Here is a 24560-nt window from a genome sequence, read left to right as displayed (position 1 = left end):
CACCTCGCCGTGTTGTGGGGGCCGTCCGCGTACACCCGGTACGCGGACGGCCCTCCGCCCTGCGATGCACCGCACCGGACGCCGCGGGCCCCGCCCTCCGGGCGGACGACGCCGCTCCCGCAGCACGCCCTACCGGGGCCCGGCCGCGGTCCGCGCGGCCCGGTACAGGCCCAGCAGGACCTCCGCCCCGCCGACGCACATCATCACCACCCCCACCTTGGCGGGGGTGACCAGCGGCAGGTCCGCTCCCCCGGCGAACAGCCGCAGTCCCAGGCCCGCCACCAGCACGGCGGCCCCCACGAGGAGATTCCTGGACGCCCGGGTCACCGGCCCACACGCTCCTTGTCGAGGTCCGTCCCGGCCCGGGGCCCGCCCGCCGGGTCCTTCTTCGGCCAGACCCAGTAGGCCAGGGCCACCAGGCCGTGGATCGCGGTGATGCGCAGGGCGGCGACGCGCCAGTCCTCCAGCGTGCCGGTACGGCCCGCGTCGCCGACGTACCAGACGGCGAGCTGGAGCAGCGCGAGCGCCACGGCGGCGCCCGCCACCGTGCCCAGCCACAGCTTCGTCTCGTACCGGGCGCGGGCCGTGCCGTGGCGCGGTGGTCCGGCCGGCTTCGGGGCGCCGCCGAAGCGGTGGGCGGCGTGACCGTCCAGCCACTTCACGGTGCGGTGGCCGTGCCCCACGGTGTAGCCGATGTACAGCGCGGCCAGGCCGTGCGCCCAGCCCGGCTCGGCGCCGTTCCTGAGGTCGACCGCGGTGGCGACCAGCAGGACGACCTCCAGCAGCGGCTCGCACAGCAGCAGCGCCAGTCCGGTGCGCGGCATTCTCAGCAGGTAGCGGAAGGCCAGCCCGGCGGCCAGCAGCACCCAGAAACCGATCTCACAGGCGGCGATCAGGGCGACGATCACGGTTGGCTCCTCTCGGTCGCCCTTTCAGGCTCCCGTGCGCACCGGCCGCCGGCGTCGTCGCCGCTGACGAACCGCCTGTACATCGAAAGATGCAGTCCAGCGGCCCCGAGGAACGTTCTCGGGCATCAGGCGACGGCCGTGCGCAGCGTGTTGGATGGAGTCATGGCCCCACGACTCCCCCGGCCCCACCGCTTCGACGTGTGGGCGTCGCTCGCCGGACTGCTCGGCGGGCTGCTGCTGTGGGGCATAGGGCTGGGCATGCGGTCCGCCGACGAGGCCTACGTGGTCTTCGACGGCCGGTGGCCGCTCCTGGTCCCGCTCGTCGTGATCGCCGGCTGCGAGCTGCTGCGCCGCAGCGCCCCGCGCACCGCGCTGCTCACCGGCACGGCCGCGCTGCTCGCCGACGGTCTCACCCGGGGCAGCCTGGCCACGATCATCATGTACACCGACCTGATGTACGCCGCCGTCCTGTACGGCACCCCCGCCACCGCCCGCCTTCTCCCGCGGATCACCGCGCTGCTCACGGTCGCGGGGGCGCTGGTGCCGTACGCGCTGTGGCGGGTGCCCGAGGCACTGCTGGTCGGCGTGGCCGTCGGCGTCGTCGCGTTCACGCCCGCGTCGACCGGGCTGATCGTGCGCAACCACCGCGAGGCCGCCGAGGCCGCCCGGCTGCGCGCCGAGCAGACCGCGCTGCTGGCCGAGATGGACCGCACCCAGGCGGTGACCGCGGAACGCTCCCGGATGGCACGGGAGTTGCACGACATGGTCGCCAACCACCTGTCCGCGATCGCCATTCACTCCACGGCCGCGCTCTCCCTGGACGACGAGGCCGCCTCCCGGGAGGCGCTCACCGTGATCCGGGAGAACAGTGTCCAGGGACTGGCCGAGATGCGCCGTCTCATCGGCATCCTGCGCCACCACGACGACCGGGAGCCGGCCGCCACCCCGACCCTCGACGGTCTCGGCGCCCTGGTGGAGGGGGCCCGCACCAACGGCCTGGACGTCACCCTCGATCCCCTGCCCGACGCCGCGCACGGTGACGTCCCGCCGCCGGTGGAGCTCGCCGCGTACAGGATCGTGCAGGAGTCGCTGACCAACGCGCTGAAGCACGCCGACCAGGGGCCGGTCACCGTGCGGCTGTGCCACGAGGCCGGCGCCCTGGACATCCGCGTGGTCAGCCCGTACGGCGGCCGGGACGCCCCGCGCGCCCCGGGCTCCGGGGCCGGTCTGGTGGGGATGCGGGAGCGGATCGCCCTGCTGCACGGCACCTTCGAGGCCGGCCCGGAGAACGCCGGCGGCTCCGCGCACCCCGGGATCTGGGTCGTGCACGCCTCCCTGCCCCTCACCGGCACCCCCGCCGGTGCCACGGCCACCACCCCCGCGCCCAACCCACGAGGAGGGACCGAATGATCCGCGTCCTGGTCGCCGAGGACCAGTCGGCCGTCCGCGCCGGACTGGTGCTGATCCTGCGCAGCGCGCCCGGCATCGAGGTGGCGGGGGAGGCGGCGGACGGCGAGCAGGCGGTGGCCCTCGCCCGTGAACTGCGGCCGGACGTGGTGCTGATGGACGTCCAGATGCCGCGCCTGGACGGGGTGTCGGCCACCCGGCAGGTGGTCGCGGAGGAGCTCGCCGACGTGCTGGTGCTGACCACCTTCGATCTCGACGAGTACGTCTTCGGGGCGCTGCGGGCCGGGGCCTCGGGATTCCTGCTGAAGAACACGGAGGCGAAGGACCTCATCGCGGCCGTGCGCACGGTGGCGCGCGGGGAGGGGATCGTCGCTCCGGCCGTCACCCGGCGGCTGATCGCCGAGTTCGCGGCGAAGCCCGCCCGCGCGGCCACGGCCGATCCGGCGGTGCTGGACTCCCTCACCCGGCGTGAGCGGGAGGTGCTGGCCTGTCTCGGCGAGGGCCTGTCCAACGCCGATGTCGCCGGGTGTCTCGACATGGCGGAGGCCACGGTGAAGACGCACGTCAGCCGCCTGCTGGGGAAGCTGGGCCTGCGCAGCCGGGTGCAGGCGGCGGTGCTCGCACAGGAGTTGGGCGTCCACCGGACATGACGGTCTAGTGGTCCAGACCTATTGACCCGTGGTCCAGACCTTTCTATCCTCACGGCACCGCGGGTGTGATGGCTCAGTCATGCCCACGACGACATCCGGCCTCACAAAGGAGGCGCAGCATGCGCTTCGGACACAGAGCCGTGGCAGGGTTCGCGACCCTGCTCCTCCCCTTCTCCGCCCTCGTCGCCCTCGCGAGTCCCGCCCAGGCAGCGACGTCCGCCACCGCCACCTACGCCAAGACCCAGGACTGGGGCTCCGGCTTCGAGGGCAAGTGGACGGTGAAGAACACCGGCACCACCGCCCTCAGCTCCTGGACCGTCGAGTGGGACTTCCCCTCCGGCACCTCCGTCACCTCCGCCTGGGACGCCGACGTGACGTCCTCGGGCAACCACTGGAGCGCCAAGAACAAGTCCTGGAACGGCACCCTCGCCCCCGGCGCCTCCATCAGCTTCGGCTTCAACGGCTCCGGCACCGGCTCCCCCGCCGGCTGCAAGCTCAACGGCGGCAGCTGTGACGGCACCTCCGTCCCCGGCGACGCGGCGCCCTCCGCGCCCGGCACCCCCTCGGCCTCCGGCGTCACCGACACCTCGGTGAAGCTGTCCTGGTCCGCGGCCACCGACGACAAGGGCGTCAAGAACTACGACGTCCTGCGCGGCGGTGCCAAGGTCGCCACCGTGACCGGCACCTCGTACACGGACAGCGGCCTCAGCAAGGGCACCGACTACTCGTACAGCGTGCAGGCCCGTGACACCGCCGACCAGACCGGCCCGGTCAGCGGCTCGGTGAAGGTCCGCACCACCGGCGGGACCACCGAGCCGCCGCCCCCCGGCGACAAGGTCAAGCTCGGCTACTTCACCGAGTGGGGCGTCTACGGCCGCAACTACCACGTCAAGAACCTGGTGACGTCCGGTTCGGCCGAGAAGATCACGCACATCAACTACGCGTTCGGCAACGTCGTGGGCGGCCAGTGCAAGCTCGACGACGCCTACGCCGCCACCGACAAGGCCTACACCGCGGACCAGTCCGTCAGCGGCACCGCCGACACCTGGGACCAGCCGCTGCGCGGCAACTTCAACCAGCTGCGCCAGCTGAAGGCGAAGTACCCGCACATCAAGGTGCTGTACTCCTTCGGCGGCTGGACCTACTCCGGCGGCTTCGGCCAGGCCGCACAGAACCCGGCCGCGTTCGCCGCCTCCTGCAAGCAGGTCGTGGAGGACCCGCGCTGGGCCGATGTCTTCGACGGCATCGACATCGACTGGGAGTACCCGAACGCCTGCGGTCTCACCTGCGACACCAGCGGTCCGGCGGCGTTCACGAACCTCTCCCGGGCCCTGCGCGCCGAGTTCGGCCGGGACTACCTGGTCACCGCCGCGATCACCGCGGACGGCTCCTCGGGCGGCAAGATCGACGCGGCCGACTACGGCGGCGCAGCCCAGTACCTCGACTGGTACAACGTGATGACGTACGACTACTTCGGCGCCTTCGACAAGGACGGCCCCACGGCCCCCCACTCGCCGCTGACCTCGTACAACGGCATCCCGCAGGACGGTTTCAACTCCGCGGCCGCGATCTCCAAACTGAAGGCGAAGGGCGTCCCGGCGAGCAAGCTGCTGCTCGGCATCGGCTTCTACGGCCGCGGCTGGACCGGCGTCACGCAGGCCGCCCCCGGCGGCGCGGCCACCGGCCCGGCGCCCGGCACCTACGAGGCCGGCATCGAGGACTACAAGATCCTCAAGAACAGCTGTCCGGCCACCGGCACCATCGCCGGCACGGCCTACGCCCACTGCGGCGGCAACTGGTGGTCCTACGACACCCCCGCCACCATCGACGGCAAGATGGACTGGGCCAAGGACCAGGGCCTGGGCGGTGCGTTCTTCTGGGAGTTCAGCGGTGACACCGCCAATGGCGAGCTGGCGACCGCCATCGACAGCGGCCTGAAGTAGACCGCGGGTCCGCAGATCCCCGCACGACAAAGGTGCTCCCCCGGACCTCGTCCGGGGGAGCACCTGCGTGTGAGCGCCCGGCTACGCGACGTTCACCCTCCCCCAACAGCTCCGCTGCCGGGGGGACCCCCACCCAGCGGGGCCCTGAACGTCGCTCTACGCGACGTTCACCCTCCCCCAACAGCTCCGCTGCCGGGGGGACCCCCACCCAGCGGGGCCCTGAACGTCGCTCTACGCGACGTTCACCCGCTGGCCGGGCGGGGCCGCCTCCAGCCAGGCGAGGAAGCCGGTCAACGCGTCGTCGCTCATCGCGAGCTCCAGCCGCCTGCCCCGGTGCAGGCAGGCGAGGATCACCGCGTCCGAGAGCAGGGCCAGTTCCTCCTCGCCCTCGGGCACCCGGCGGCCGGCCACCTCGATCGCCGAGCGCTCCAGGACACGGCGCGGGCGCGGGGCGTAGGAGAAGACCCGGAACCACTCCACCCGGTCCCCGTTGTAGCGGGCCACCCCGTACGCCCAGCCCTTGCCGCCGGAGTCACCCGGTTCGGGGGCGTCCCAGCGCAGGCTGCAGTCGAAGGTTCCGCCGGAACGCTGGATGAGGCGGCGGCGCAGACCGAAGACGAAGAGGCCCACCACCACGAGCGCCACGACACTTCCGCACACAGTCAGAGCGAGGACCATCGACACCGACCTCCTCGTCTCCTAGGTAACGGAACGGAAAAATCATCCAGATCTGCCTCAGCCGCGACCGGGTCCGGATCACTCCGGTCCCAGCCGCGGCTGAGTGACGTCATCGTACGGCTCCCTCAGAGCCTAAACGGCCCGGAAGGCGCCTCGGGCACCCCGGTCGTTCAGCGGTCCGTCGTAGCGGCCCGCAGCCGAACGTCCGCGCGACGCTCCGCAGCGGCGTCGGCCTCCGACTTCGCACGGCCGAGCGCCCGCTCGGCACGCTGGACGTCGATCTCGTGCGACAGCTCCGCGATCTCCGCCAGCACCGACAGCTTGTCGTCGGCGAACGAGAGGAAACCTCCGTGCACCGCGGCGACGACCGTCCCGCCGTCGTTCGTACGGATGGTCACCGGGCCCGACTCCAGCACACCCAGCAGCGGCTGGTGACCGGGCATGACGCCGATGTCGCCGGACGTGGTGCGCGCGACGACCAGGGTGGCCTCGCCGGACCAGACCTCTCGGTCGGCCGCGACCAGCGCGACGTGCAGCTCAGCAGCCAAGATGGCTCCTCGGGTCACCACCCGGCAGGTCCGCCGGGTGTTGGTTACAAGTCTAGTGGGCGTGGATCGGGGGGCGGGACGGCGCCCGCCCCCCTCTCAGTCGAGCGCTCGGCTCAGGAGACGCCCAGCTCCTTCGCGTTGTTCTTCAGGTCCTCGATGCCGCCGCACATGAAGAACGCCTGCTCCGGGAAGTGGTCGTACTCGCCGTCGCAGATCGCGTTGAACGCGGCGATCGACTCGTCCAGCGGCACGTCCGAACCGTCCACGCCGGTGAACTGCTTGGCGACGTGGGTGTTCTGGGACAGGAAGCGCTCCACACGACGGGCACGGTGGACGGCGAGCTTGTCCTCCTCGCCGAGCTCGTCGATACCGAGGATCGCGATGATGTCCTGCAGGTCCTTGTACTTCTGCAGGATGTTCTTCACCCGCATGGCCGCGTCGTAGTGGTCCTGCGCGATGTAGCGCGGGTCCAGGATGCGGGACGTGGAGTCCAGCGGGTCCACGGCCGGGTAGATGCCCTTCTCGGAGATCGGACGGGAGAGAACCGTCGTCGCGTCGAGGTGGGCGAAGGTGGTGGCCGGGGCCGGGTCGGTCAGGTCGTCCGCGGGGACGTAGATCGCCTGCATCGAGGTGATCGAGTGACCGCGGGTCGAGGTGATGCGCTCCTGGAGGAGACCCATCTCGTCGGCCAGGTTCGGCTGGTAGCCCACCGCGGAGGGCATGCGGCCGAGCAGGGTCGACACCTCGGAACCGGCCTGCGTGAAGCGGAAGATGTTGTCGATGAAGAACAGCACGTCCTGCTTCTGGACGTCACGGAAGTACTCGGCCATGGTGAGGCCGGCCAGCGCGACGCGCAGACGGGTGCCCGGCGGCTCGTCCATCTGACCGAAGACCAGCGCGGTCTTGTCGATGACGCCCGACTCGCTCATCTCGTCGATGAGGTCGTTGCCCTCACGGGTGCGCTCACCGACACCGGCGAACACCGAGACACCGTCGTGGTTGTTGGCGACGCGGTAGATCATCTCCTGGATGAGCACCGTCTTGCCGACGCCGGCACCGCCGAACAGACCGATCTTGCCGCCCTTGACGTACGGGGTGAGCAGGTCGATGACCTTGACGCCGGTCTCGAACATCTCGGTCTTCGACTCGAGCTCGTCGAAGTTCGGCGCCTTGCGGTGGATCGGCCAGCGCTCGCCCGTGTAGGACTCGTCGCTGTTCAGCACCTCACCGAGGGTGTTGAACACCTTGCCCTTGGTGAAGTCGCCGACGGGGACGGAGATCGCCGAACCCGTGTCGGTCACCACGGCCTGACGGACCAGGCCGTCGGTGGGCTGCATCGAGATGGTGCGGACCAGGCCGCCGCCCAGGTGCTGGGCGACCTCGAGGGTCAGCGTCTTCAGCTCGCCCGCGTTCGCCGGGTCGGCGACCTCGACGTGCAGGGCGTTGTAGATCTCCGGCATCGCGTCGACGGGGAACTCCACGTCGACGACCGGGCCGATGACCCGGGCGACTCGGCCCGTGGCCGTCGCGGTCTCAACAGTGGTGGTCATTAATTGTCACTCCCCGCGTTTGCGTCGGCCAGAGCGCCTGCGCCACCGACGATCTCGCTGATTTCCTGGGTGATTTCGGCCTGGCGGGCCGCGTTGGCAAGACGGGAGAGCGTGTTGATCAGCTCGCCCGCGTTGTCGGTGGCCGACTTCATCGCGCGCCGCGTGGCGGCGTGCTTCGAAGCGGCCGACTGGAGCAGCGCGTTGTAGATACGGCTCTCCACGTAGCGCGGCAGCAGGGCGTCGAGGACGTCCTCCGCCGACGGCTCGAAGTCGTAGAGCGGAAGGATCTCGTCCTTGGTGGACGACGCCTCGACGACCTCTTCGAGGCGCAGCGGAAGCAGCCGGGAGCCGAGCGCGGTCTGCGTCATCATCGAGACGAACTCGGTGTAGACGATGTGGAGTTCGTCCACGCCGCCGTCCGCCGTGTCCTTCTCGATGGCCTCGATGAGCGGCGCCGCGACCTTCTTGGCGTCCGCGTACGAGGGCTCGTCGGTGAAGCCCGTGAACGACTCCGCGACCGTGCGCTCGCGGAAGTTGTAGTGCGCGAGCCCGCGGCGGCCGACGATGTACGTGTCGACCTCCTGGCCCTCGCGCTCGAGGCGCTCGGTCAGCTGCTCCGCCGCCTTGATGGCGTTGGAGTTGAAGGCGCCGGCCAGACCGCGGTCGCTCGTGAGGAGCAGGACCGCGGCACGGGTCGGGTTCTCCGCCTCCGTCGTCAGCGGGTGCTTGGCGTCCGAACCGGTGCCGACCGCCGTGACCGCACGGGTCAGTTCCTGGGCGTACGGCGAGGAGGACCGCACCTTGCGCTGCGCCTTGACGACGCGCGAGGCGGCGATCATCTCCATCGCCTTGGTGATCTTCTTGGTCGCGGTGACGGATCGGATGCGACGCTTGTAGACCCGGAGCTGGGCTCCCATGAGTCAGGTCCCTTCCTTGGACGTCACTTGGCGGCAGCGGCCGGAGCGTCCTCGCCGAGCAACTTGCCGTCGCTCGTCTCGAACTGCTTCTTGAAGGCCGCGACCGCGTCGCCCACGGCCTGGAGGGTGTCGTCCGACATCTTGCCGCCCTCGCGGATGGAGGTCATGAGGCCCTGCTCACTGCGGTGCAGGTACTCCAGCAGCTCCTTCTCGAAGCGGCGGATGTCGGCGACCGGCACCTCGTCCATCCTGCCGGTGGTGCCGGCCCAGACGGAGACGACCTGGTCCTCGGTGGACATCGGCTGGTACTGGTCCTGCTTCAGCAGCTCGACCATGCGCTGACCGCGCTCCAGCTGCGCCTTCGACGCGGCGTCCAGGTCGGAACCGAAGGCGGCGAACGCCTCCAGCTCACGGAACTGGGCGAGGTCCACGCGCAGCCGGCCGGAGACCTGCTTCATCGCCTTGTGCTGGGCGGAGCCACCGACGCGGGAGACCGAGATACCGACGTTCAGGGCCGGGCGCTGACCGGCGTTGAACAGGTCGGACTCCAGGAAGCACTGGCCGTCGGTGATGGAGATGACGTTGGTCGGGATGAACGCCGACACGTCGTTGGCCTTGGTCTCGACGATCGGCAGACCGGTCATCGAGCCGGCGCCCATCTCGTCGGAGAGCTTGGCGCAGCGCTCCAGCAGACGGGAGTGCAGGTAGAAGACGTCGCCCGGGTAGGCCTCGCGGCCCGGCGGGCGGCGCAGCAGCAGGGAGACGGCGCGGTAGGCGTCGGCCTGCTTCGACAGGTCGTCGAAGATGATGAGGACGTGCTTGCCCTCGTACATCCACTGCTGGCCGATGGCCGAACCGGTGTACGGCGCCAGGTACTTGAAGCCGGCCGGGTCGGACGCCGGGGCGGCGACGATGGTCGTGTACTCCAGGGCGCCGTTCTCCTCCAGCGCGCGGCGGACCGACGCGATGGTGGAGCCCTTCTGGCCGATGGCGACGTAGATGCAGCGAACCTGCTTGTTCGCGTCGCCCGTGCGCCAGTTGTCACGCTGGTTGATGATCGTGTCCACGGCCAGCGCGGTCTTGCCCGTGCCGCGGTCGCCGATGATCAGCTGACGCTGGCCGCGGCCGACCGGGGTCATGGCGTCGACGGCCTTGTAGCCCGTCTCCATCGGCTCGTGCACCGACTTGCGCTGCATGACCGTGGGGGCCTGCAGTTCGAGGGCGCGGCGGCCCTCGGTCTCGATCTCGCCGAGGCCGTCGATCGGGTTGCCGAGCGGGTCGACCACGCGGCCGAGGTAGCCCTCGCCCACGGCGACGGACAGGACCTCGCCGGTACGGGTGACCGGCTGGCCCTCTTCGATGCCGCTGAACTCACCGAGGACGACGGCACCGATCTCGCGCTCCTCGAGGTTGAGGGCGAGGCCGAGGGAGCCGTCCTCGAACTTCAGCAGCTCGTTGGCCATGGCCGAGGGAAGACCCTCGATCTTGGCGATACCGTCGCCGGCGACGGTGACCGTGCCGACTTCCTCGCGCGAGGCCGCGTCCGGCTTGTACGACTGGACGAAGTTCTCCAGTGCGTCCCGGATCTCCTCCGGCCGGATCGTGAGCTCCGCCATCTGAGTTCCCTGCTCTCCTTGTTGGGCCCGAAGTTTCACTTTGGGGGTATTCCACGAGTCGGGGACTCCCCCCGGAAAGAGGTGAATCCTCTGCACGGCCCAACCAGGGCCGTAGGTACGTACTACGTGTTCAGTTGCCGCGTCCGCCGCGTGGTGCGCGGGGGCCGCGTCGGCGCTAGCCCGCCAGCCGGCGGCTCGCGTCCTCCAGCCGGTCCGCGAGGGAGCCGTTGATGATCTCGTCGCCGACCTGTACCCGCATCCCGCCGACGACCGCGGGGTCGACGTCGAGGTTCAGGTGCATGGTGCGGCCGTAGAGCTTCGCGAGGGCGGCGCCGAGGCGCTGCTTCTGCGGGTCGCTCAGCGGCACCGCCGAGGTGACGACGGCCACCATGCGGTTGCGACGGTCGGCGGCGAGCTTGGACAGGGACTGGAGTCCCGCTTCCAGGCTACGTCCACGCGGCGCGGAGACCAGACGCGTCACCAGACGTGCGGTGGCCGCGTTCGCCCTGCGTCCGAGCAGGCTGCTCAGCAGCTCGCTCTTGGCCGGGGCGGTGGCCTTGCGGTCGGTCAGCGCGGCGCGCAGGTCGTTGTTCGCGGAGAGGATCCGGCCGAACCGGAACAGCTCGTCCTCGACGTCGTCGAGCGTGCCGGCCTGCTGCGCGGCGGTGAGGTCGGCGAGGTCGGCCAGCTCCTCCAGCGCGTCCACCAGGTCGCGGGGCTGCGACCAGCGGGAGCGCACCATGCCGGAGACCAGGTCGGCGGCAGTGCCGCTGACCTGGGATCCGAGCAGGCGCCGGACCAGGTCCGCCTTGGTCTCGCCGTCCTGCGCCGGGTCGGTGAGGACCCGGCGCAGCGACACCTCGCGGTGGAGGAGCGCGGTGACGGCGGCCAGCTCTTCGGCGAGCGAGCCGGCGTCCACGGACGTGGAGTCCGTCAGCGCGTCGAGACGCTCACGTGCGGCTGCCAGGGCCTCGCGGCTCGCTCCGTTCATCGTGCGGCCTCGGCCTTCTGGTCGAGGTCGTCGAGGAACCGGTCGATCACACGGCTCTGCCGGGCGTGGTCCTCGAGGGACTCGCCGACGAGCTTGCCGGCCAGGTCGGTGGCGAGCTTGCCCACGTCCTGGCGCAGCACGGACGCGGCGGCCTTGCGGTCGGCCGCGATCTGCGAGTGACCGGCGGCGATGATCTCCTCGCGCTGCCGCTGGCCTTCCGCGCGCATCTCGGCGATGAGCGTGGCGCCCTGCTCCTGCGCCTCCTGGCGCAGGCGCGCGGCCTCGTGCCGGGCTTCGGCGAGCTGAGCCTTGTACTGCTCAAGGACGCTCTGGGCCTCGGTCTGAGCGGCCTCGGCCTTCTCGATACCGCCCTCGATGGACTCGCGGCGCTCCTCCAGAACCTTGTTGATGTTCGGGAGGAGCATCTTGGCGAGGAAACCGAAGACGATGACGAAGGCGAGCAGGCCGATGACGAGCTCGGGAATCGGCGGAACGAGGGGGTTCTGCGCCTCCTCGGCCGCGATATGAAGCAGTTGGCTCATATCAGAGTGCCTTTCGTCTGGTGAAACGGTCGCGGATCAGCTGATCACGTGCCGTAGACGAACGGCATGACCAGGCCGATGAGGGCGAGCGCCTCACAGAAGGCGAAGCCGAGGATCTGGTTGGAGCGGATGAGACCGGCGGCCTCGGGCTGACGGGCGAGGGCCTCGGTGCCCTTGCCGAAGATGATGCCGACGCCGATGCCGGGACCGAAGGCGGCGATGCCGTAACCGATGGAAGCGATCGAGCCGCTGACGGCGGCCAGGGTCTGGGACATTCCGGTTCTTCCTTTTCTTCACGGGCCGGTGGGGGTGGGCCACCGGACGAATGAGGGTGGTGCGGGACGCTCAGTGCTGCTCGGCGAGCGCGCCCTGGATGTAGGTACAGGTCAGCAGGACGAAGACGTACGCCTGCAGGGCCTGGATGAACAGCTCGAAGCCGGTCATCACCAGGACCATCACGAAGGAGACGCTGGCGTAGGCGATCCCGATGCCGTTCAGCAGGTACCAGCTGGCGATGGTGAACAGCACCAGCAGGATGTGGCCCGCGAACATGTTCGCGAAGAGTCGCACGGCGTGGGTGAAGGGCCGCACGAGCAGGTTCGAGAAGGCCTCGATCAGCATGACGACCGGCAGCGCGGCACCGAGCGACTTGTCGTAGCCGGTGAAGTTCTTCAGGGCGCCGACGAAACCGTGCCGCTTGAAGGTCAGCGAGACCCACACGGCGTAGACGATCAGCGCCAGCGCCAGCGGGTACGCGATGATCGACGTCACCGGGAACTGGGCGAGCGGAACGATCGACCAGAGGTTCATCATCCAGACGAAGAAGAACAGTGAGACGACGAGCGGTACGTACTTCTCGCCCTCGCGCTTGCCCAGCGTCTCGTAGACGACGTTGCGGCGGACGAAGTCGTAGCCGGCCTCGCCGACCATCTGGAGCTTGCCGGGAACGACCTTGGGCCTGCGGAAAGCAGCCCAGAAGAAGCCGACGATGATGATCGAGCCGACCAGCGCCAGCAGCATGGGCTTGTTGAAGTACAGGTTGCTGTCGCCGTCGCCCCACATGGGCTCGTACAGGAACGAGTGCAGCCCGGGAGACGGGAAGCCACAGCCGTCGAAGATGTGGCAGTCGGTCTCGAAGGCGAGCACCTGTGTCGGGTCAGCACTCACCGCGGGCTCCTTCAGCGTGGCGCATTGATTCGGCAACCTCGTGGTGTCGGCGCGGCACGGAGCCGCGGATCGGCACGGGACTGGTGTTACGGATGTGAGGGCGGCTGTGGGGCATCTCGCCTCGCGATGTGTCAGGCGTCAGCATGGATGCCCGCGCCCGCGATGCCGCAGTTGGCACCGGACCATAGCAGGGTCTGTCATGCGCCCTTATCCCGGCCCTACGTCTCACGGCCGGCGCCCCGAAGCTTCCTTCACCTCGGCCGTGTTGCCGGCCGCCGCCGGTTCGGGGTCCACGTAATAGGTCTTGGCCTTCATGGTGGCGCGCGCCTGCGCCGCGACCCAGGTGAGGGTGGAGACGAGCAGGGAGAGCGCGAAGGCCTGGGGGTGGAAGAGCGTCGTGTCCTTGAAGAGCGCGATGAAGACGAAGATCAGCAGGATCTGCGTCAGGTACATCATCATGCCCATGGCCTGGAACAGGTGCGGGATCGACCTGGCGATCCACTGGAGGACGTACAGCCCCGTCCCCATGAGCAGGATCACGAGCGCCGCTCCGATGACCGCTCCGATCGCTCCCTGGCCGCCTTCGACGGCAGCACCGACCGCGACCGCGACGGCACCGACGGCGGCGGTGGGTACGGCAGCCTGAATCAGGATCCGGACGTCGTTGGACGGCATGGCGGAACTCCGCTTTGAGCAGGGGGCAAGGGATGTCGTCAGGGACGAGCGTAGTCCCGCGGACGGAGTGCGATTTCCCTCCGTCGGCGAACCGTCGTACTGCGGTTCTCCGGCTCTCCCCGGCGAGACTCGTGAACGGTATCACAAACTATTTGATGCAGTCTTTACCTAATGGCCGTACGAGAGGTCACACGTGCGGGTGAGCCTGCGCTCCTGGAGGTGCGAGGGGTCGTCTTGCCTGATATTGGGGGGCTTCATCCCCCCAAGAGTCCCCCATCACCGCCCCACGACTTGGCAATGCTCTAGTCGGATTCTTACCTTGACCGTGATGTGTGCCATGCCGCCTCAGCGGGAACGCGCGGCCTCCCCCCGGTCGCCCGGGTGCGCGTGGTGGCCCAGGGCGGTCGCGCCGTTGCCCCCCAGGACACCGGCGGTCACCGGGGCACGGTGGTCGGCTGCGGCGGCCTGGTCGTCCTCGTCCGGCTCCGTGCCCGCCGGGGCGCCCGGGGCCCTCTCCCCCGCCCCCTGCGGGGCGGGCGCGGCCGCCCGGGACCGGCGACGGCGGTAGCGCGGCGGGACGACGTGCTGGGCCCACATGGGCGCGCGCGGGGTGAACCGGGGCAGCAGGAGCAGCAGCAGACCGAGGGCGCTCAGGATGACCACGCTGAGCACGATCCACATGGATGCCGAGTTGACCGAGTAGGCGAGCGCGCCGAAGGCGATCAGCGCCGACCAGAAGTACATGATCAGCACCGCCCTGCTGTGCGAGTGGCCGATCTCCAGCAGGCGGTGGTGCAGGTGGCCCCGGTCCGCCGCGAACGGGGACTGGCCGCGCCAGGTGCGGCGCACGATGGCCAGGATCAGGTCGGCGGCCGGCACCGCGATGATCGTCAGCGGCAGCAGCAGCGGGATGTAGACCGGCACCGTCTGGTGCACGGCCTCCTTCTCCCCTCCCGCGTACAGGTTCAGGGCGTCGGGGTCGACCTGGCCTGTGATGGAGATCGCACCGGCGGCGAGGACCAGACCGATCAGCATGGAGCCGGAGTCGCCCATGAAGATCCGCGCGGGATGCATGTTGTGCGGCAGGAAGCCCAGGCACATGCCCATCAGGATCGCCGCGAACAGCGTCGCCGGGGCGGCCGCCTCGATGCCGTACGAGTACCAGATGCGGTACGCGTACAGGAAGAACGCCGCCCCCGCGATGCACACCATGCCGGCCGCGAGGCCGTCCAGGCCGTCGACGAAGTTGACCGCGTTGATGGTGATGACGACCAGGGCGACGGTGAGCAGGGTGCCCTGCCACTGGGTGAGCGCGACCGAGCCGACACCGGGGATGGGCAGCCACAGGATCGTCAGACCCTGCATGACCATCACGCCGGCGGCGATCATCTGCCCGCCCAGCTTGATCAGGGCGTCGATCTCGAACTTGTCGTCCAGCACACCGATCAGCCAGATCAGCGCCGCTCCGGAGAGCAGTGCCCGTGGTTCGTTGGACTCCTCGAAGAGCTGGCTGAGGTTGGTGAGATGGTCGGCGACCAGCAGGCCCGCGCACAGTCCGAAGAACATGGCGATCCCGCCGAGCCGGGGGGTGGGCTCCCGGTGCACGTCGCGTGCCCGGATCTCCGGCATCGCTCCCGCCACGATCGCGAACTTCCGTACCGGCCCTGTCAGCAGATACGTCACCGCGGCCGTGATGCAGAGCGTCAGCAGGTATTCACGCACGGGCTTCCCCACAGGTCTCGCTGGCCATCACAGCCTCACACCCTAGCGAGGCACGCATACGGGTGAGGACTTCCGGGTAGCGACGATGGTTGCACGTCTGTCCGTGCACAGCGGTGCGCACGGCCCCGCACCCGGGTTCGCCGCACCCGTATCGGCGCCTGTACGGGTGCGCGTGCCCGGCCCGGTGACACATCTCAGCCGGGATGTGGCGGAAAGGCGGCGGTCAGTTCGTGTACGTCCGCGCGGGCCCGCGCCGGCTCGGTGCCACCGCGCAGGACGCTCGCCAGCAGCCCTGCGATCAGCGCCATCTCCCGCTCCCCCATGCCCTGCGTGGTCACCGCCGCGGTGCCCAGGCGCAGCCCGCGGACGTCGGCGTGCGGCAGGGCACAGCAGTCCAGGACGATTCCGGCCGCCGCGAGCCGGCCGCGGGCCCCGCGCCCGTCGACGCCGAGCGGGGCCGGGTCGGCGGTGATCAGGTGGGTGTCCGTGCCGCCGGTGGTGACGATCAGCCCCTCGTCGGCCAGACCCCGGGCGAGGGCCCGCGCGTTGGCGACGACCCGGTGGGTGTACGCGGCGAAGGCCGGGGTCGCCGCCTCCCCGAAGGCGACCGCCTTGGCGGCGACGGTGTGCATCTGGGCCCCGCCCTGGGTGAAGGGGAAGACCGCGCGGTCGACCCGTTCGGCCAGCTCCGCGCCGCAGAGGATCATGCCGCCGCGCGGCCCGCGCAGCACCTTGTGCGTGGTCGCGCAGACGATGTCCGCGTACGGGACCGGACTGGGCGCCGCTCCCCCGGCGACGAGCCCGATGGGGTGCGCGGCGTCGGCGATCAGGTAGGCGCCCACCTCGTCGGCGACCTCGCGGAAGAAGGCGTGGTCGACGTGGCGGGGGTAGGCGATGGAGCCGCAGACGATCGCCTTGGGCCGATGGGTGCGGGCCAGGGTGCGGACCTGGGCGTGGTCGATCAGGCCGGTCTCGGCGTCCACGCCGTAGCCGACGAAGTCGAACCAGCGGCCGGAGAAGTTCGCGGGCGAGCCGTGGGTGAGGTGGCCGCCGTGGGCCAGGCCGAGGGCGAGGACGGTGTCCCCGGGGCGCAGCAGGGCGGCGTAGGCGGCCAGCACGGCCGACGATCCGGAGTGGGCCTGGACGTTGGCGTGGTCGGCGCCGAAGAGTGCCTTGGCCCGCTCGACGGCGAGGCGTTCGGCGACGTCGGCGATCTCGCAGCCGCCGTGGTGGCGGGCGCCCGGGTATCCCTCGGCGTACTTGTTGGCGAGCGGTGAGCCGAGGGCGGCCAGCACGGCGGGCGAGGCGAAGTTCTCGGCGGCGATCAGCTGGAGGGTGGTCGCCTGCCGCTCGCGCTCGGCGTACAGGATCCCCGCGACTTCGGGGTCCTGCCGGCGCAGCACCCCGAACCCGCCCCCGAGGGCGTGGGTGACCGTCATGGTGCGCTCCCGGACGTCGAAACTGACGTACGACCAATGTAGGCCCGCCACCCCCGCCCCGCTCGGCTGCCGTGCCCCCGGGAACCCCCGGGCACGCCACCGGGGGACAGCGTCCTCGCTCCCCCGCTCACGACCCGCTCACGCCCGGGACGCCGGGGGCGCGCCCCCGGCGGCTCGTACGGGGCACGTCGGCGGCCGGAGCAGACGCCCGGACGGCCCGCGCCGGCGGTCGGACGGGCCCGGGCGGAGCGGTCAGGCCCGGGTCGGGACGCCGGTGAGGGCGGTGACGACCGGGTCCAGGGCCTGGTGTATCTCGTCGCCGATGGAGCGGAAGAACGGCAGGGGCCCGCCGTAGGGGTCGTAGACCTCGTCAGCCTCGGCGGTCGGGGCCAGCAGCCACCCGCGCAGCGCGGCGGCGGCGCGGACCAGGGCGCGGGCGCGCATGACCAGGCCCTCGTCCAGTGGGGGCAGGGTCGCCGGGTCGATCGCGTTCACCAGGCGGGTGAACTCCTTCAGCGTGAAGGTGCGCAGGCCCGCCGAGTGGCCCATGGAGATGACCTGGGCGCGGTGGTCGCGGGTGGCGGTCAGCACCAGGTCGGCGCGGATCACGTGGTCGTCCAGCAGTTCACGGCCGGTGAAGCCGGAGGCGTCCGCGCCGAAGTCGGCCAGCACGGTCTCCGCGTGGGACTCCATCGGCGCGCCCTCGTGACCCCAGGTGCCCGCGCTCTCCACGATCAGCCCGCCGCCCAGGATGCCCAGCCGCTGGCTCACGAAATGCCGGGTCAGCCGCTCGGTGATGGGCGAGCGGCAGACGTTTCCGGTGCTGACGTGGAGGATGCGGAAGGTGTCGCGCGGAAACCCGAAGGTGGTCGTCTCCTCCGCGCTGCGTTCCCGGTTGCCTATGCCACGCCCCGACTCGGGGGCCGTCAATTCGCCACCTCGAGGTCGGGTACCACTTTGCGCAGCTCCTCCGGCGAGATGGCGCCTTCGCGCAGCAGCACGGGCACGGGGCGCGTGACGTCGACGATCGACGAGGGGACGATGCCCGGGGTGGGCCCGCCGTCGAGGTAGACGGAGACGGAGTCGCCGAGCATCTCCTGGGCCGCGTCGCAGTTCTCCGGCGCGGGGTGCCCCGTCAGGTTGGCCGAGGAGACGGCCATCGGGCCGACCTCGGTGAGCAGCTCGATGGCGACCGGGTGCAGCGGCATGCGGACGGCGACCGTGCCGCGGGTGTCACCGAGGTCCCACTGGAGGGACGGCTGGTGCCGGGCGACCAGGGTCAGCGCGCCCGGCCAGAACGCGTCGACCAGTTCCCAGGCCAGCTCGGAGAAGTCCGTGACCAGGCCGTGCAGGGTGTTCGGGGAGCCGATGAGGACGGGCGTGGGCATGTTGCGGCCGCGCCCCTTGGCCTCCAGGAGGTCGGCGACGGCCTCGCCGGTGAACGCGTCGGCGCCGATGCCGTAGACGGTGTCCGTCGGCAGCACCACGAGCTCGCCACGACGGACTGCGGACGCGGCTTCACGCAGACCGGTCGCGCGGTCGGTCGCGTCGTTGGTGTCGTATCGCCGAGCCATCTGGCGGGCCTCCTCGTGCACATGCGGCTGGGGGTGGTCGAAGTCTGGCGGACGGTCACGGCAGCGCCTTGCGGGCGGTGGCGAACCGGGGCCGGTTGTTCAGGTCGGGGTGGTCGGCGGCGTCGGTCCAGCCGCGGTCCTCGGCGAAGATCCACGGGACCTGGCCGCCCTGGGTGTCGGCGTGCTCGACGACGACCACTCCGCCGGGGCGCAGCAGGCGGTACGCGGTACGTTCCAGACCGCGGATGAGGTCGAGGCCGTCCTCGCCGGAGAACAACGCCAGACCGGGGTCGTGGTCACGCGCCTCGGGGGCGACGTACTCCCATTCGGTGAGCGGGATGTACGGCGGGTTGGAGACCACGAGGTCGACCTGGCCGTCGAGGTCCGGGAAGGCCGTCAGGGCGTTTCCCTGGCGCAGCTCGACGCGCGAGCCCTCCATGTTCTTGCGGGTCCACACGAGGGCGTCCTCGGACAGCTCCACGGCGTACACGCGGGAGCGCGGCACCTCCTGGGCGAGGGCGAGCGCGATGGCGCCCGAGCCGGTGCACAGGTCGACGATGCACGGCTCGACGACGTCCATGGCCCGTACCGCGTCTATGGCCCAGCCGACGACCGACTCGGTCTCCGGGCGCGGCACGAACACCCCGGGCCCCACCTGGAGTTCGAGGTAGCGGAAGTAGGCGTGCCCGGTGATGTGCTGGAGCGGTTCGCGCGCCTCGCGGCGGGCGACGACCTCCCAGTAGCGGGCGTCGAAGTCGGCGTCCTTGACGGTGTGCAGTGCGCCGCGTTTGACGCCGTGCACGAACGCGGCGAGCTCCTCCGCGTCGGTGCGCGGCGAGGGCACGCCTGCGTCGGCGAGCCGCTGGGTCGCCTGGGCCACCTCCGCGAGCAGCACGCTGCGGGGGCTTGGGGGTCGCCCCCCACTATGTTGCTGCACGCTCATCCTCCGGAAGTTCTTGTTACGGCCGGTGCGGCGGCCCGGTGCCGGGCCCGGTACTCAGGCCCGGTGGGCCGGCCTCATGCCGCGGCGAGCTTGGCGGCCGAGTCGGCGTCGACACAGGCCTGGATCATCGCGTCCAGATCGCCGTCCAGGACCTGGTCCAGGTTGTACGCCTTGAACCCGACGCGGTGGTCCGAGATGCGGTTCTCCGGGTAGTTGTAGGTGCGGATCTTCTCGGAGCGGTCGACGGTGCGGACCTGGCTGCGCCGGGCGTCCGCGGCCTCCTTCTCCGCCTCCTCCTGCGCCGCCGCGAGCAGCCTGGAGCGCAGGATACGCATCGCCTGCTCCTTGTTCTGCAGCTGGCTCTTCTCGTTCTGGCAGGAGGCGACGACTCCGGTCGGCAGGTGCGTGATGCGCACGGCGGAGTCGGTGGTGTTGACGGACTGCCCGCCGGGTCCCGAGGAGCGGTAGACGTCGATCCGCAGGTCGTTCGGGTTGATCTCGACGTCGACCTCCTCCGCCTCGGGTGTCACCAGGACGCCCGCCGCGGAGGTGTGGATACGGCCCTGCGACTCGGTGGCCGGCACCCGCTGCACGCGGTGCACACCGCCCTCGTACTTCAGCCGGGCCCACACGCCCCGGCCGGGCTCGGATGCCCCGCCTCCCCCGCGGGCCTTCACGGCGACCTGGACGTCCTTGTAACCGCCCAGCTCGGACTCGGTGGCGTCGATGATCTCGGTCTTCCAGCCCACGCGCTCCGCGTACCGCAGGTACATGCGCAGCAGGTCACCGGCGAACAGGGCGGACTCGTCGCCGCCCGCGCCCGCCTTGACCTCGAGGATGACGTCCTTGTCGTCGCTGGGGTCGCGCGGGACCAGCAGCAGGCGGAGCTTCTCGGTGAGCTCCTCGCGCTGCTTCTCCAGGTCCTTCAGCTCGGCGGCGAAGTCCGGGTCGTCCGCGGCCAGTTCACGCGCGGTCCCGATGTCGTCACCCGTCTGCTTCCAGGTGCGGTACGTGGTGACGATCGGGGTGAGTTCGGCGTAGCGCTTGTTCAGCGTGCGCGCGTTGGCCTGGTCGGCGTGGACCGACGGGTCGGCGAGCTTCGTCTCCAGGTGGGCGTGCTCGGCGACGAGTTCCTCGACGGCCTCGAACATCTTGGGCTCCTGCTGGTACGTGGGTGAAGGGGCGGACCAAAAACGCCGGTCCCGGCCTGCCCCGGGCGGGGGCGCGGCCGTGGACCGGCGAAATGGGGCTCGCTACTTCTTGGAGCCGGCGGCCTTGCCGAAGCGGGCCTCGAAGCGGGCCACACGGCCACCGGTGTCGAGGATCTTCTGCTTACCCGTGTAGAACGGGTGGCATTCGGAGCAGACCTCGGCCCGGACGGTGCCGGACTCGATGGTGCTGCGGGTGGTGAACGACGCGCCGCAGGTGCAGCTGACCTGCGTCTCGACGTACGCGGGGTGGATGTCGCGCTTCAAGGTGACTCCTAGGTTCGGGAGGGCGCCGGGTCGCAGCCGCGGGATGCGGGAGCGTGAACCGGAGCCGACGTACCAGTCTGCCAGGACTGGCGCCATCCCCCAAAACCGGGGGCCGCCGCCATTTGTTCCCGGGGCGGTGGCGCCGGCTCCGGGGGTCCTTCGACGGTCACGGTCCTCACGGGGCGCCCACGACGTCCTCGGCCTCACCGGTGGCCGTGTCGTCCGTGGCCGCCCGCGGGACCGGCTCGTCGTTCCTCAGGGCGTCCCAGACCAGCCGTGCCTTCGCCGGCTCGGGCACGAGGCGGTCGGGGTCGGCGGGGTCGTACCGCACCGGCATGGTCACCATGCGCAGGCCGGCGGGGTCGATGTCGCGCAGGCCGCCGGCGAAGGACATCAGGGAGTTCACCGAGCCCAGGCCGGAGTCGGTGGTGAGGGCCCTGGTGGCGGTGTCGGCGAGGTCGTGGAGCTTCCCGGGGTCGGTGAGGAGGCCGACGTCGTTCACCTGCTGGACCAGGGCCCTGACGAAGGCCTGCTGGAGCTGGATGCGGCCGAGGTCGGAGCCGTCGCCCACGCCGTGCCGGGTGCGGACCAGGCCGAGGGCCTGCGCGCCGTCGAGCCGGTGGGTGCCGGCGGCGAGACGCAGGTGGCTGTCGGGGTCGTCGATGTCCTCGGTGGTGGTGATCTCGACCCCGCCCAGCTCGTCGACGAGCTCCCGGAAGCCGCCGAAGTCCACCTCCAGGTAGTGGTCCATGCGCAGACCGGTCATCGACTCGACGGTCTTGACGGCGCAGGCGGCCCCGCCCGTGGCGTACGCGGAGTTGAACATCACTCCGTCCGCGGCGGGGTGCCTGTCGCCCTCGGCGCCGGTGCACCCGGGGCGGTCGACGAGGGTGTCCCGCGGGACGGACACCGCGGAGGCCTCGTCCCGTCCCTCGTGGACGTGCACGATCATCGCGGTGTCGGAGCGGGCCGTGCCGTTGTCGGTGCCGCCGCCGAGTTTCCCGTTGCCGCCGGAGCGGGTGTCGGAGCCGAGGACGAGGATGTTCTCGGAGCCGTCGTCGGCCTTCTCGGGCCGGTCCGCGCCGAGCATCCGGTCGATGTCGACGCTCCTGAGGTTGCCGTCGAGCGTGACGTACACGTATCCGAGGCCGGCGCCGCCGAGGGCGACGACGACGGCCGCGGTCCACGCCACGGCCCTCGTGCCCCGCCGCCACCCGCGGCCCCGGTCCCCGGGCCGGGGGCCGTCGGTCCGGTGCGTGCTCTCGGCAGACATAGGCAGCTCCCGTCCGCCCGGGTACCCCCTGCGGCCATACCGGAACCGGCCCCAAAACCACGTCCGCGGACGCGTCCGCAACCACGAGGGCCGCGCCCCGGATGTCCGGGAAGCGGCCCTTGTGGTGGGACGGGCGGGGCGAACGGCGAACGTCAGTCGCCGTTGCCGGGCGCCGGCGTCGTCTTCTGGATCTGCAGCAGGAACTCGCCGTTCGACTTCGTCTGCTTCATCTTGTCGAGAAGCAGCTCGATCGCCTGCTGCGAGTCGAGCGCGTGCAGCACCCGGCGGAGCTTCCAGGTGACGGCCAGCTCGTCGCTGCCGAGCAGGATCTCCTCCTTGCGGGTGCCGGACGCGTCGACGTCCACCGCGGGGAAGATGCGCTTGTCGGCGAGCTTCCGGTCGAGCTTGAGCTCCATGTTGCCGGTGCCCTTGAACTCCTCGAAGATCACCTCGTCCATGCGGGACCCGGTGTCCACCAGGGCGGTGGCGAGGATGGTCAGCGAGCCGCCGTCCTCGATGTTGCGGGCCGCACCGAAGAAGCGCTTCGGCGGGTACAGCGCCGTCGAGTCGACACCACCGGACAGGATGCGGCCGGAGGCCGGGGCGGCGAGGTTGTACGCACGGCCCAGACGTGTGATCGAGTCGAGCAGCACGACGACGTCGTGACCCAGCTCCACCAGACGCTTGGCGCGCTCGATGGCGAGCTCGGCGACCGTGGTGTGGTCCTCGGCCGGGCGGTCGAAGGTCGAGGAGATGACCTCGCCCTTCACCGACCGCTGCATGTCGGTGACCTCTTCCGGACGCTCGTCGACGAGGACGACCATCAGGTGGCACTCGGGGTTGTTGTGCGTGATCGCGTTGGCGACCGCCTGCATGATCATGGTCTTGCCGGTCTTCGGCGGGGCCACGATCAGGCCGCGCTGGCCCTTGCCGATCGGCGACACGAGGTCGATGATCCGCGTGGTGAGGACGCCGGGGTCGGTCTCCAGGCGGAGGCGGTCCTGCGGGTAGAGCGGGGTGAGCTTGTTGAACTCCGGTCGGCCGCGGCCGTGTTCGGGCGCCATGCCGTTGACGGAGTCGAGGCGGACCAGCGCGTTGAACTTCTCGCGCCGCTCGCCCTCCTTCGGCTGGCGCACCGCGCCGGTGAGGTGGTCGCCCTTGCGCAGGCCGTTCTTGCGGACCTGGGCGAGGGAGACGTACACGTCGTTCGGGCCGGGCAGGTAGCCGGAGGTCCGGATGAACGCGTAGTTGTCGAGGATGTCGAGGATGCCCGCGACCGGGATCAGGACGTCGTCCTCGGTGAGCTGCGGCTCGGAGGTCATCTCGTCGCGGCCACGGCGGCCACGGCGGTCGCGGTAGCGGCCGCGACGGCCGCGACGGCCGCCTCCGTCGTCGTCGTAACCGTCGTCCTGACGGCCGCCGCCCTGCTGCTGGTTCTGCTGACGGCCCTGGCCGCCCTGGTTCTGCTGCTGGTCGTCGCCCTTGCCCCGGCGGTCACCGCGGTCGCCGCGCTCAGCACGGTCGCCACGGTCAGCACGGTCGCCGCGCTCAGCACGGTCGCCACGGTCGCCGCGCTCAGCACGGTCACCGCGGTCACGGCCGCGTTCGCGGCGGTCACGGCGGCGGCCGTCACCGCCGTCGCCGTCGGACTTGGCATCGCCCTGCGACGGGGACTGCTGCGACTGCGCCTGGCCCTCGGCCTTCGCGTCGCTCTTCGCCTCGGCGGGAGCCTGCTCGGCCGCGGCGACCGGAGCGCCCGCGTCCGCGGTGGCTCGACGGCGACGCGTGACGGGGGCCTGCTCGGCCGGAGCCTGCTCGGCCGCGGCGGAGGCCTTCGGGGAGGGCTGGCCGGGAATGTCGATCTGCTGCTGGGCGGTGGCCTGTTCGGCGGGGGCCTCGGCAGCGGACTTCTTCTGGGCGGTGTCGCCCGTACGGGTCCTGGAGGTGGCGCGGCGCTTGGGCTTGGTCTCCGCCGCCTCGGCCGGAGCCTCGCTCTTCGGCGCGGCGGAACCGCCCGACGCCTGCGCTTCCTTGATGACCTCGATCAGCTGGCTCTTGCGCATACGCGCGGTGCCCCTGATGCCGAGGCCGGATGCGACCTGCTGAAGCTCGGCCAGCACCATGCCTTCGAGGCCGGTACCCCGGCGCCGCCGGGAGCCGGCACCGCTGGCAGGCGCGGAGGCGTCCGTGGCGGGCGCGGCAGCGGTCTCCTCGACACGTGCGCCCATCAGATCGGTGGTGTCGCTCACGAAGGGTCCTTCCCTGGAGCGGACGTCGGCCTGTCTGGCTCGGCGACCGGTTGTGCTGTCCGGCTTCGGTCCTTGCTGTGCGAACCGTGCCGGGGCGGTGGTCCGCCTGGACGGCGGAAGAGATATCTGGTGATGGCGCTTCCCGAGCCGTGGCATCCAGTGTCACGTGGCGTGGTCGCACCGATTCCGGAGCTCCCCCAGAGGGGGTACCCCCACCGGTGGGCCGTTCGGTGTCCGCGTACGACGTACTGCCCGCGTACGAAGCAGAGAACACAGTTGGGCTTGGGGGGCTC

At 70.8% G+C, this 24560-nt stretch carries 24 protein-coding genes; 3 read left to right on the top strand and 21 right to left on the bottom strand.

The annotated features are described in order from the left end of the window. Positions 1-129 precede the first annotated feature (129 nt). Together ACWZEH_RS24070 and ACWZEH_RS24065 are read right to left on the bottom strand one after the other, a co-directional pair. A complete protein-coding gene (locus tag ACWZEH_RS24070; protein ID WP_456193182.1) occupies positions 130-327 on the bottom strand; it encodes a DUF5708 family protein in 198 nt (65 codons plus the stop codon). Then, on the bottom strand, positions 324-908 hold the full coding sequence (locus tag ACWZEH_RS24065) for a hypothetical protein (protein ID WP_456193181.1): 585 nt from the start codon (positions 906-908) through the stop codon (positions 324-326). Before ACWZEH_RS24065 ends, ACWZEH_RS24070 begins: the two co-directional genes overlap by 4 nt. Before the next feature lie 162 nt (positions 909-1070). On the opposite strand from ACWZEH_RS24065, the gene ACWZEH_RS24060 reads away from it, so the two are divergent. From ACWZEH_RS24060 to ACWZEH_RS24050, 3 genes are all read left to right on the top strand, one after another. After that, a complete protein-coding gene (locus ACWZEH_RS24060; protein WP_456193180.1) occupies positions 1071-2318 on the top strand; it encodes a sensor histidine kinase in 1248 nt (415 codons plus the stop codon). After that, entirely contained in the window at positions 2315-2965 is a 651-nt protein-coding gene (locus ACWZEH_RS24055) for a response regulator (RefSeq protein WP_456193179.1), read from the top strand. The genes ACWZEH_RS24060 and ACWZEH_RS24055 overlap by 4 nt, the downstream gene beginning before the upstream one ends. A gap of 119 nt (positions 2966-3084) precedes the next feature. Further along, positions 3085-4908, top strand: coding sequence for a glycosyl hydrolase family 18 protein (locus tag ACWZEH_RS24050; protein ID WP_456193178.1), 1824 nt, complete (start codon positions 3085-3087; stop codon positions 4906-4908). Positions 4909-5139: 231 nt separating this feature from the next. Here the strand turns inward: ACWZEH_RS24050 and ACWZEH_RS24045 are convergent, their stop codons facing one another. From ACWZEH_RS24045 to rho, 19 genes are all read right to left on the bottom strand, one after another. Beyond that, positions 5140-5586, bottom strand: a complete 447-nt coding sequence (locus ACWZEH_RS24045) for a DUF2550 domain-containing protein (RefSeq protein WP_055591766.1) — start codon at positions 5584-5586, stop codon at positions 5140-5142. A gap of 170 nt (positions 5587-5756) precedes the next feature. After that, positions 5757-6134, bottom strand: a complete 378-nt coding sequence (locus tag ACWZEH_RS24040; RefSeq protein ID WP_456193177.1) for a F0F1 ATP synthase subunit epsilon — start codon at positions 6132-6134, stop codon at positions 5757-5759. Between the two features lie 113 nt (positions 6135-6247). Further along, positions 6248-7684, bottom strand: a complete 1437-nt coding sequence (gene atpD, locus ACWZEH_RS24035; RefSeq protein ID WP_456193176.1) for a F0F1 ATP synthase subunit beta — start codon at positions 7682-7684, stop codon at positions 6248-6250. Next, positions 7684-8601 carry a F0F1 ATP synthase subunit gamma gene (locus ACWZEH_RS24030; RefSeq protein ID WP_456193175.1) on the bottom strand — a complete coding sequence of 306 codons (918 nt, stop codon included), beginning with the start codon at positions 8599-8601 and terminating at the stop codon, positions 7684-7686. Before ACWZEH_RS24030 ends, atpD begins: the two co-directional genes overlap by 1 nt. Before the next feature lie 23 nt (positions 8602-8624). After that, on the bottom strand, positions 8625-10217 hold the full coding sequence (gene atpA / locus ACWZEH_RS24025; protein WP_456193174.1) for a F0F1 ATP synthase subunit alpha: 1593 nt from the start codon (positions 10215-10217) through the stop codon (positions 8625-8627). Between the two features lie 175 nt (positions 10218-10392). After that, positions 10393-11208: a F0F1 ATP synthase subunit delta gene (locus ACWZEH_RS24020; RefSeq protein ID WP_456193173.1), complete on the bottom strand. Its 816-nt coding sequence runs from the start codon at positions 11206-11208 to the stop codon at positions 10393-10395. Then, positions 11205-11750, bottom strand: a complete 546-nt coding sequence (locus ACWZEH_RS24015; RefSeq protein WP_456193172.1) for a F0F1 ATP synthase subunit B — start codon at positions 11748-11750, stop codon at positions 11205-11207. Before ACWZEH_RS24015 ends, ACWZEH_RS24020 begins: the two co-directional genes overlap by 4 nt. 44 nt (positions 11751-11794) lie before the next feature. After that, a complete protein-coding gene (gene atpE / locus ACWZEH_RS24010) occupies positions 11795-12025 on the bottom strand; it encodes an ATP synthase F0 subunit C (protein WP_254378125.1) in 231 nt (76 codons plus the stop codon). Positions 12026-12095: 70 nt separating this feature from the next. Then, positions 12096-12932: a F0F1 ATP synthase subunit A gene (gene atpB / locus ACWZEH_RS24005; protein WP_456199798.1), complete on the bottom strand. Its 837-nt coding sequence runs from the start codon at positions 12930-12932 to the stop codon at positions 12096-12098. Between the two features lie 210 nt (positions 12933-13142). Next, positions 13143-13592, bottom strand: coding sequence for a Cg1360 family ATP-synthase-associated protein (locus tag ACWZEH_RS24000; RefSeq protein ID WP_456193171.1), 450 nt, complete (start codon positions 13590-13592; stop codon positions 13143-13145). 345 nt (positions 13593-13937) lie between these two features. Next, positions 13938-15314 (bottom strand): MraY family glycosyltransferase, encoded by a 1377-nt coding sequence (locus tag ACWZEH_RS23995; RefSeq protein WP_456193170.1) that lies wholly within the window; start codon positions 15312-15314, stop codon positions 13938-13940. Positions 15315-15508: 194 nt separating this feature from the next. Further along, positions 15509-16753: a serine hydroxymethyltransferase gene (locus ACWZEH_RS23990; RefSeq protein ID WP_456193169.1), complete on the bottom strand. Its 1245-nt coding sequence runs from the start codon at positions 16751-16753 to the stop codon at positions 15509-15511. Positions 16754-17005: 252 nt separating this feature from the next. Further along, positions 17006-17683 (bottom strand): arsenate reductase/protein-tyrosine-phosphatase family protein, encoded by a 678-nt coding sequence (locus tag ACWZEH_RS23985; RefSeq protein ID WP_456193168.1) that lies wholly within the window; start codon positions 17681-17683, stop codon positions 17006-17008. Next, positions 17680-18327, bottom strand: a complete 648-nt coding sequence (locus tag ACWZEH_RS23980) for an L-threonylcarbamoyladenylate synthase (RefSeq protein WP_456193167.1) — start codon at positions 18325-18327, stop codon at positions 17680-17682. Before ACWZEH_RS23980 ends, ACWZEH_RS23985 begins: the two co-directional genes overlap by 4 nt. Positions 18328-18382: 55 nt before the next feature. Beyond that, entirely contained in the window at positions 18383-19270 is an 888-nt protein-coding gene (prmC, locus tag ACWZEH_RS23975; RefSeq protein WP_456193166.1) for a peptide chain release factor N(5)-glutamine methyltransferase, read from the bottom strand. 74 nt (positions 19271-19344) lie between these two features. Continuing rightward, a complete protein-coding gene (prfA, locus tag ACWZEH_RS23970) occupies positions 19345-20421 on the bottom strand; it encodes a peptide chain release factor 1 (RefSeq protein WP_456193165.1) in 1077 nt (358 codons plus the stop codon). Between the two features lie 102 nt (positions 20422-20523). Then, entirely contained in the window at positions 20524-20745 is a 222-nt protein-coding gene (gene rpmE, locus ACWZEH_RS23965) for a 50S ribosomal protein L31 (protein WP_007499053.1), read from the bottom strand. Positions 20746-20920: 175 nt separating this feature from the next. Next, the gene (locus tag ACWZEH_RS23960) at positions 20921-22018 is read right to left on the bottom strand and encodes an LCP family protein (RefSeq protein ID WP_456193164.1); all 1098 of its coding nucleotides are present in this window, start codon (positions 22016-22018) and stop codon (positions 20921-20923) included. Between the two features lie 152 nt (positions 22019-22170). Next, positions 22171-24267, bottom strand: coding sequence for a transcription termination factor Rho (gene rho, locus ACWZEH_RS23955; RefSeq protein WP_456193163.1), 2097 nt, complete (start codon positions 24265-24267; stop codon positions 22171-22173). Positions 24268-24560: the final 293 nt, after the last annotated feature.

This window comes from Streptomyces yamdrokensis, assembly GCF_053890455.1.
The sequence above is the reverse complement of the archived record's forward strand: the minus strand, read 5'-3'. Positions and strand labels throughout refer to the sequence as shown.